This is a genomic window from Aequorivita aquimaris (assembly GCF_001573155.1).
In the GTDB taxonomy this organism is placed as follows: Bacteria; Bacteroidota; Bacteroidia; order Flavobacteriales; family Flavobacteriaceae; genus Aequorivita; species Aequorivita aquimaris.
Genome location: NZ_JRWG01000011.1, coordinates 69,595 through 77,650, shown reverse-complemented (window position 1 = coordinate 77,650; position 8,056 = coordinate 69,595). Strand labels below are relative to the sequence as shown.

At 37.6% G+C, this 8,056-nt stretch carries 9 protein-coding genes and 1 rRNA gene; 3 read left to right on the top strand and 7 right to left on the bottom strand.

Annotated features, from left to right (window positions below):
* The first annotated feature begins 134 nt into the window (after positions 1-134).
* A 5S ribosomal RNA gene (gene rrf, locus LS48_RS13435) occupies positions 135-244 on the top strand.
* Positions 245-604: 360 nt separating this feature from the next.
* Here the strand turns inward: rrf and LS48_RS13430 are convergent.
* Entirely contained in the window at positions 605-1,192 is a 588-nt protein-coding gene (locus LS48_RS13430; RefSeq protein ID WP_317038845.1) for a ZIP family metal transporter, read from the bottom strand.
* A gap of 80 nt (positions 1,193-1,272) precedes the next feature.
* Positions 1,273-2,004 (bottom strand): class I SAM-dependent methyltransferase, encoded by a 732-nt coding sequence (locus LS48_RS13425; protein WP_062623013.1) that lies wholly within the window; start codon positions 2,002-2,004, stop codon positions 1,273-1,275.
* A gap of 58 nt (positions 2,005-2,062) precedes the next feature.
* Here LS48_RS13425 and LS48_RS13420 point away from each other — a divergent pair, with 58 nt between their 5' ends.
* On the top strand, positions 2,063-3,220 hold the full coding sequence (locus LS48_RS13420; protein WP_062623012.1) for a THUMP domain-containing class I SAM-dependent RNA methyltransferase: 1,158 nt from the start codon (positions 2,063-2,065) through the stop codon (positions 3,218-3,220).
* A gap of 74 nt (positions 3,221-3,294) precedes the next feature.
* On the opposite strand, the gene LS48_RS13415 is transcribed toward LS48_RS13420, so the two are convergent.
* From LS48_RS13415 to rlmD, 3 genes are read right to left on the bottom strand one after another with little or no spacing between them, the layout of a single operon-like run.
* Positions 3,295-4,029 (bottom strand): DUF6048 family protein, encoded by a 735-nt coding sequence (locus tag LS48_RS13415; protein ID WP_235811039.1) that lies wholly within the window; start codon positions 4,027-4,029, stop codon positions 3,295-3,297.
* Positions 3,992-4,489 (bottom strand): DUF6452 family protein, encoded by a 498-nt coding sequence (locus LS48_RS13410; RefSeq protein WP_131807731.1) that lies wholly within the window; start codon positions 4,487-4,489, stop codon positions 3,992-3,994. Before LS48_RS13410 ends, LS48_RS13415 begins: the two co-directional genes overlap by 38 nt.
* A gap of 7 nt (positions 4,490-4,496) precedes the next feature.
* Positions 4,497-5,906: a 23S rRNA (uracil(1939)-C(5))-methyltransferase RlmD gene (gene rlmD, locus LS48_RS13405; protein WP_062623010.1), complete on the bottom strand. Its 1,410-nt coding sequence runs from the start codon at positions 5,904-5,906 to the stop codon at positions 4,497-4,499.
* A 147-nt stretch (positions 5,907-6,053) separates the two neighbouring features.
* Between rlmD and rocD the strand changes: the two genes are divergently transcribed.
* Entirely contained in the window at positions 6,054-7,295 is a 1,242-nt protein-coding gene (gene rocD, locus LS48_RS13400; protein ID WP_062623019.1) for an ornithine--oxo-acid transaminase, read from the top strand.
* A 73-nt stretch (positions 7,296-7,368) separates the two neighbouring features.
* Here rocD and LS48_RS13395 read toward each other — a convergent pair whose 3' ends face one another.
* Both LS48_RS13395 and LS48_RS13390 read right to left on the bottom strand, forming a co-directional pair.
* Entirely contained in the window at positions 7,369-7,689 is a 321-nt protein-coding gene (locus tag LS48_RS13395; protein WP_062623009.1) for a CCC motif membrane protein, read from the bottom strand.
* Between the two features lie 67 nt (positions 7,690-7,756).
* Positions 7,757-8,053: a DUF2752 domain-containing protein gene (locus LS48_RS13390; RefSeq protein ID WP_076692482.1), complete on the bottom strand. Its 297-nt coding sequence runs from the start codon at positions 8,051-8,053 to the stop codon at positions 7,757-7,759.
* Positions 8,054-8,056: the final 3 nt, after the last annotated feature.

The window sequence follows — 8,056 nt, the reverse complement described above, 5'->3', positions numbered from 1 at the left end:
GTTCACTTTTCTTCTATTGTTTGTTTCGATATGTCAAGATATTTGTCCGCCAATGGCGGACAGTGCAAGGTGCAAAACTGCAAGCAACAGTATTTTTTACTGCCAACTGCAACTGAACACTGAACACTTAAAACTAAGGTGGTTATAGCGACGGGGCTCACCTCTTACCATTCCGAACAGAGAAGTTAAGCCCGTTTGCGCCGATGGTACTGCTATCCAGTGGGAGAGTAGGTCGCCGCCTTCCTTTAAAGTCCTTCATTGAAAAATGAGGGACTTTTTTTATGGGGTAAAGGGAGATAAACTATGCGCTTGCGGAGTGGCTCGGGTATATATATTGAACTCGTTTATAAACCTAATTATACATCCCCATCTTTCAAAATTTACGACAACTTTCTTTAGAACCTACGTTGAAATAAACACTCTCTGTTAAGATATGAAATGAGATAATGCAATTATAAAAATAAAACACTTAAACATATTAGTAAATTATGTGTAATGTGAAAGGAAAAGAATTGTATATACTCTCTTAAAATTAACCGATATTCTTATGTATTTCCATAATAAGCGTTAAGCTTATTAAGTCCATATATTGCTTCAAATTACTTTATAAAAGAAAAGCAATAATAATCCCAATAATTACAGCACTCATTTTGGTAAGATTAAACTTGTGGTTTTTGGAACTTTCAAAAAGAATTGTAGTAGAGACGTGAAGAAATATACCAATAACTACTGATGTGATTTCAGTTTCATAGTGATGAACAAAACTATAATGGTTTGAAATGTAATTTCCTATTGGCGTCATTAATGCAAAGAAAAAAAGAAATGCCAATGTAATTATACGTTTATAACCAGCGGTAATAAAAAAGAACGACAGGATTATTGCTACCGGTACTTTATGAACAATCACACCAATTAAAAGATTGTTTTCTTCTGAAATGGGAAATCCTTCCATAAAGGCATGAATACAGAGACTTATAAAAAGTAACCAGGGAAATTTTTTACTTTCCGTATGCAAATGTACGTGCCCATGTTCAGCCCCTTTTGAAAAGAATTCTAAAAAAATCTGCAATAAAATCCCAATCATTATAAAAACGCCGATACGCTTTGAGGGTGTTTCAAAAACGTGGGGAAGTAATTCAAAAACGGTAATGGAAAGAAGGAAGGCACCACTAAACGCAAGAAATACCTCCATGTTCCTCAATTCTCTTTTTTTAAGAAATAAAGCAATTACATACCCAAATGCAACTGAAAGGAAAAGCAATAAATAATTCATCAACTAAAAATTAGTATTAGGCGTTCGGAAGTATTTTTATCAAATTTATTTAAATGATAATCACCAAATGTATGCTTGAGTTCAATAGAAGCTTCTTCAAAATAGCCTTCAAAATCTGCTAAAGTCAATGCCTTCACGCGTTCGGTAAAATGATAATCCTGACCATCGTCTGAGAACTTTATGTTTTTTACGATGTATCCATCTTCTAAATATTTCTCAATGTGAAAAAGTATATTGCCCATTTTTTTCTTCTCATTGGGAACCAAATTTTTAATGGCCAATTCTACATTCAAAAAATCAATCACGCCATATCCATCCGGTTTTAGCTCAGTTTTTATTGATTTAATGGTACGTAGATTATCTTCTTCGTTTTCGAAATATCCAAAACTGGTAAAAAGATTGAAAACCGCATCGAATTGTTTCGAGTAGGGCAGGCACATATCGTGGACTTCAAAATGAAGGCCCGGTTTTTCATATTGCTTTGCGTGCTGAATGCTTTCTTCGGAAAGATCTATACCCGTAACATCAAAACCTTGCTTGTACAGATATTTTGCGTGGCGACCTTTTCCGCAGGCCAAATCCAAAATAGTATCTTTTGGCTTTAAGCTTAAAAATTCGGTAAGCTGGTTCATAAAAAGTGCCGCTTCCCGATGGTTTCGGTCTTTGTAAAGTATGTGGTAATAAGGAGTGTTAAACCACGAAGCGTACCAATTGTCTTTTTCTTTTTGCATAGTTATCGTTTCGCCCTGCTAAAATACTGTATTTTTGCAGGAAATCTGTTTAAATATTATGACAAAGAATTTTAAAATGGTTGCCAAGACCCTTTTTGGGATGGAAGAACTTCTGGCACAGGAGCTTCGCCAATTAGGTGCTTCTTCCATTGAAATAGGCACCCGAAACGTTTCCTTTGAAGGCGATACAGGATTCATGTACAAAGCAAACCTATGTTGCCGCACTGCCATTAAAATTTTGAAACCGATTACCGCTTTCAATGTATTTACTGAAGAAGATCTTTATAAAAAGATTTACGAAATGCCTTGGGAAAACTATATGGATGTAAAAGGCACTCTTGCAGTAAACGCCACCGTTTTTTCTGATGTTTTTACACATTCCCAATATATTGCCCTAAAGACAAAGGATGCTATTGTTGATAGGTTCCGCGATAGGGAAGGGGTACGGCCCGATGTAGATTTGGACCACCCTACGCTTCGTATAAATATTCATATTGATAGGAATATTTGTACCGTTTCCCTTGATAGCTCGGGAGAATCGCTGCACAAGCGTGGCTATAAGGTTGAAAGTACGTTGGCACCTATAAACGAAGTGCTTGCGGCAGGAATTATAATGCTTTCTGGTTGGCAGGGGCAATGCAACTTTTTAGACCCGATGTGCGGTGGCGGAACATTGCTGACCGAAGCTGCGATGATAGCTTGCAATATTCCGCCAAACTTAAACCGTGAGGAATTTGGCTTTGAGACCTGGCCTGACTTTGATGTTGACCTTTATGAAAAGATTGAAGAGGCGGCCCTAAAAAAGGTTCGCGACTTTCCGCATAAAATCTATGGTTTTGATACCGACCCGGTAGCAATACATAAGGCTAAGGAAAATATCAAAAGCGCCAATTTGCAGGATTTTATTGAAGTGAAGCAGCAAGATTTCTTTGAAAGTGAAAAAGAAAATGAAAAACCCTTGTATATCGTTTTCAATCCGCCGTATGACGAACGTATCTCGGTGAAGGATGTGGAGGAATTTTACAGCTCTATTGGCAATGCCTTAAAACGTGGGTATCCCGGAACTCAGGCATGGATGATTACATCAAATATGGAAGCATTGAAATTTGTTGGACTTCGACCTTCAAAAAAAATAAAACTTTTCAACGGAAAGTTGGAGTCTAAACTTGTGCGCTATGAAATGTACGAGGGCAGCAGGAAAGCCAGTAAGCAGTAAATCAGTATTCAGTCGCGGTTTTCAGTCGCGGTTTTCAGTCGCAGTTTTCAGTTGCGGTTTTCAGTTGGAAGAAATTATTCCACCTTTGAGGGCTGGGAGGCTGTTTTCTTAAATATAGGAATCAAATAAGAAATTGAATACCCATACCCAACGCCAAACTCACTATAATAGTAGGTTCTGTTGAAACCGGGAATGTAAAGGTTTGCGAAATTCTCGGGTTCGGTTTCTGAAATTTTTCTTTTTAGTTGCACGTTTAAGGACAAATAAAGATTGTTTACTATTTCAGTTTTAATTCCCAAAATAAATTCTGCCCAATGCGCATTCAGGCCACTGTATTCCTGAGGTGCAAATATTGTTTCGGTTGGAAAGGCGGGATTGTCTGTATAAACTCTGTAACTTAGCAATTCTTGTTTAAAGGTTGAAAAACCATACCGTAAGCCCAGCGTGATGGCGTTTTGCATACCGAGCCAGTTTTCATAGGCATTGTAATCGAACCCTATTTTGGCATAGCTACCGCTGGTTTTTGAAGAAATGTATGGTTCATCCCAATCTTTTTTTTCATTTCCTAATTCTATTGCGGCATAAAACTTTTTGGTCACTCTGAAATCACCCATTATTTCAAAACCTGAATAACCGTCTTCTATTAAAGTTCGTAAAGGTTTTGCCAAATCTACACCCACGCGAATCCCAAACTTTTCAATTTTTGGAACGGTATCGGTGGAGATATTAGAGCTTTCTTGCGCCACAAAGGAATGTGTGCCGCAAAAAAGATTAATGCAACACAGTAATATGGGCGCTATTTTCATCATTGACGATATCTCTGTTTACGATAATTTCTTGTATCCAATTTTCTGTTCCTTCACTCTCGAGGACTGGATCTATATTAAAATATTCAACTTTAAAACCACAGGCACGGTTTACGTAATCTTCCCTCCGTTGGTATACAAAAGTTATTTTATCAATATTATTAATTGTATCTGAACTTGAAATAAGACTCCTTTTAAAAAGATATTTTGTAGTATCTGAAGTAGTGTTAAGCGGAATTGCAATTTCATCCGTATTTTCAAAGGAAATTATTTCAACGGCATCATCATTATCTGTAATTACACTCAGCACATTTACACTTTTTGTGTTTGAAGGATTTGCAATATCATTAAAAGCAATAACCAAATTTGCAGTAGTTGCAGTATCTGGAGGGCAAATGTCATCTTTTGTACAGCCTTTAAAAGCATAAATGATGAGGAGTAAAAAAATTATTCTTTTAGCCATTGCTTTTTTATCGTTTTTCCAAAAGTACAACATTTTCTACGTGGTGCGTCTGTGGAAACATATCTACAGGCTGCACTTTTGTCACTTTATATTTTGCATCCAAAAGGGCCAGGTCACGTGCCTGGGTAGCACTGTTGCAACTAACGTACACAATTTTTTGCGCTTCTAAATTTATAAGCTGTGCCACTACATCAGCGTGCATGCCGTCGCGAGGGGGGTCTGTGATGACAACATCAGGTCTGCCGTGAGCAGCAATAAATTCTTCATTGAAAACTTTTTTCATATCGCCTACGTAGAACTCAACATTTTCGATTTTGTTTAACAGCGCATTGGCTTTAGCAGCCTCAATGGCATCTGGTACGGCTTCAACGCCAATAACCTTTTGTGCTTTTTTTGCCACAAATTGTGCAATGGTACCCGTTCCGGTATAAAGATCATAAACCAGTTCATTTCCACTTAAACCTGCAAAATCACGGGTTATTTTGTAAAGCTCGAAAGCTTGTTCGCTATTGGTTTGGTAAAAAGACTTTGCGTTTATTTTAAATTGTAACCCTTCCATTTCCTCAAAAATATGATCCCTTCCGTGGAAAAGTTCAATTTCCTGATCGTAAAGCGTATCGTTCCCTTTGGAATTGATTACATATAATAGTGAAGTTATCTGTGGAAATTCTTCGGCAACGGCATTTAACAGCAGTTTTCTATTTTCTTCATCTTCGTGAAAAAACTGAATTAAAACCATCACTTCGCCAGTGGATGTGGTGCGAATCATCAATGTTCGTAAAAAACCCTCTTGATTTCTTGTGTTGAAGAATGCAAGATTCAATTCTTCAGCTTTCGCTTTAATAAAGTCGCGGATGGCATTGCTGGGGTCTGCCTGTAGGTAGCAAATATCCAAATCCAAAATTTTATCCCACATTCCGGGAATGTGGAAACCCAACGCGTTTCGGTTTTCAATAACCTTGTCACTTTTAATTTGTTCCAACGTTAACCATTTGTTATCACTAAAGGAGAACTCCATTTTGTTACGGTAGAAATATTGCTTCTCCGAACCCAAAATGGGTTGGAATTCGGGCAATTCAATTTTACCAATGCGCTGCAGGTTTTGTGCCACCTCCTTTTGTTTGTAATATAGTTGATGCTCGTAGCCAAGATTCTGCCATTTGCACCCACCACAAACCCCGAAGTGGGGGCACACGGGCTCAACTCTTTTTTCGGAATATTTTGAAATTGAAGTTACGGAAGCTTCATAAAATGCTTTCTTCTTTTTGAAAGTCTGAACGGTTACCACATCGCCGGGTACAGCATTGTTTATAAAAATTACTCGACCATCCGGGGCTTTAGCAACAGCTTTACCCTTAGCGCCAGCATCTACCACTTCAACATTTTCAAAAACCACTCTATTATTTTTTCTTGCCATAGGCGCAAAAATAGCATAATTGTTAGGTTTAAATCCTGTTAAGGCTTCAAAAAATATGGGATATATTTAGTAATTTGCAACCCACGGATGATTTCTCTCCCTAAAGTAGGAATAACAACTTTTTTACTTCAAAATTATTACAACTTTATGTCAGTTTTAGAGCAAACAGCTTCACAAAAAGCTATCGATTTAGAAAACAAGTACGGAGCCCACAACTATCATCCACTTCCTGTGGTTTTAAGCAGGGGAGAAGGTGTGTATGTCTGGGATGTGGAAGGCAAGAAATATTATGATTTTCTCTCAGCCTATTCTGCGGTAAACCAAGGACACTGTCATCCAAAAATAGTGGGCGCAATGACGGAACAAGCCAAAACATTAACGTTGACCTCCCGCGCATTTTATAATGATATGCTAGGGAAATATGAAAAATTTGCTTGTGAGTTTTTCAATTTCGATAAGTTGCTCCCAATGAATACGGGTGCCGAAGCCGTGGAAACAGCTTTAAAAATTTGTAGAAAGTGGGCTTATGAGAAGAAGGGCATCGATGAAAACGAGGCCGAAATCGTTGTTTGCGAAAACAACTTTCACGGAAGGACCACCACGATTATTTCTTTTAGCAACGATCCCGTTGCGCGCAAGCATTTTGGACCTTACACCAAAGGTTTTATAAAGATAGAATACGACAATCTTGAACAACTTGAGGAGCATTTGGAAAGCAATAAAAATATTGCTGGATTCTTGGTGGAACCTATTCAAGGAGAAGCAGGCGTTTATGTACCTTCAGAAGGTTATTTGCGAAAAGCAAAGGCTTTGTGTGAAAAGCACAATGTTCTTTTTATAGCTGATGAAGTGCAAACTGGGATTGCCCGTACCGGAAAGATTCTTGCTGTTGACCATGAAGATGTAAAACCTGATCTTTTGATTTTGGGGAAAGCTTTGAGCGGTGGCGCTTATCCAGTTTCTGCGGTTCTTGCCAATGATGATGTGATGAACGTTATAAAACCTGGAAATCACGGTTCCACTTTTGGAGGAAACCCTGTAGCTGCTGCTGTGGCTATCGCAGCGCTTACTGTGGTACGTGATGAAAAGCTTGCCGAGAATGCAGAAAGGCTTGGAAAAATTTTCCGCAGTGAACTTAGCAGTTATATTGAAACAAGTAGTATAGCGAAACTTGTTCGTGGAAAAGGATTGCTGAACGCGGTATTAATCAATGACTCTGAAGATAGCGATACAGCTTGGAACATCTGCCTAAAACTTCGTGACAATGGACTGTTGGCAAAACCAACCCACGGAAATATTATTCGTTTTGCACCTCCCTTGGTGATGAATGAAGAACAATTGAGGGACTGTGTTTCCATAATCATAGAAACATTAAAATCGTTTGAATAATTATTTTGCAGTAACTTTTATATATAAAAAGCGGCCACTAAGGCCGCTTTTTTTAATAAGAAATAATGAAGAACTACATACCATATTCCTTCATAAGCTCTTCATTCATATTCATAATGCCTTCCATTCCTATAGTTGAAAAGAGGTAGATTACGTAAATTAAATAAATAGCGCTGAGTATAATGCCTATTATAGAAAGGATCTTTCCCGTTTTAACGTTCTGGTAGCCTGAATAGAGTTCAGGGTTTGCCATATACACCTTAGTGGCTTTGCCCGCCATAACAATAGCGACAATTCCGAATATAAGACCTAAACCATAGCAACAACAAGTTACTATAGAAATTATTCCGAAGATGAGAATTAAGGTTGCGTTGGGTAGTTTTTGTTGTTCCATAATTTATTTGATTTTTCAGTTGTGCCTTAAATGTACCCAAAAAATTTAAAATTTTAAACAATCTATATTAAATAAAGTGGTTCATCTTAATGAAATAACTCACCACCATTATAATGGCATTCAGCAAGATAAGCCCAATTTTTATTTGATAATCAAACTTGAATTTAATAAAAAAGTTTACCGCAATTACGGCCAATAAGAGGAAAATGGTATAAATAGCAGGATATATTTTAAAAGCAGCTTCAAACTGCCCTGAAAAAAGAAGGGCTGTAGCACGTTGCATGCCACAGCCCAAACATTCTACACCGAAGATTTTCTTGTTTATACAAGGAACCATATAATCTTCGAGGCCCTTTATGGTCATAAA

What these genes read in the sequence shown, in the direction of transcription:
- LS48_RS13410 (WP_131807731.1), bottom strand. Translation starts at nt 4,489, where the DNA reads ATGGCTAAAAGAATAATTTTTTTACTCCTCATCATTTATGCTTTTAAA.
- LS48_RS13390 (WP_076692482.1), bottom strand. Translation starts at nt 8,053, where the DNA reads ATGACCATAAAGGGCCTCGAAGATTATATGGTTCCTTGTATAAACAAG.
- LS48_RS13395 (WP_062623009.1), bottom strand. Translation starts at nt 7,689, where the DNA reads ATGGAACAACAAAAACTACCCAACGCAACCTTAATTCTCATCTTCGGA.
- rocD (WP_062623019.1), top strand. Translation starts at nt 6,054, where the DNA reads ATGTCAGTTTTAGAGCAAACAGCTTCACAAAAAGCTATCGATTTAGAA.
- rlmD (WP_062623010.1), bottom strand. Translation starts at nt 5,906, where the DNA reads ATGGCAAGAAAAAATAATAGAGTGGTTTTTGAAAATGTTGAAGTGGTA.
- LS48_RS13430 (WP_317038845.1), bottom strand. Translation starts at nt 1,192, where the DNA reads ATGGAGGTATTTCTTGCGTTTAGTGGTGCCTTCCTTCTTTCCATTACC.
- LS48_RS13425 (WP_062623013.1), bottom strand. Translation starts at nt 2,004, where the DNA reads ATGCAAAAAGAAAAAGACAATTGGTACGCTTCGTGGTTTAACACTCCT.
- LS48_RS13415 (WP_235811039.1), bottom strand. Translation starts at nt 4,029, where the DNA reads ATGATGAAAATAGCGCCCATATTACTGTGTTGCATTAATCTTTTTTGC.
- LS48_RS13420 (WP_062623012.1), top strand. Translation starts at nt 2,063, where the DNA reads ATGACAAAGAATTTTAAAATGGTTGCCAAGACCCTTTTTGGGATGGAA.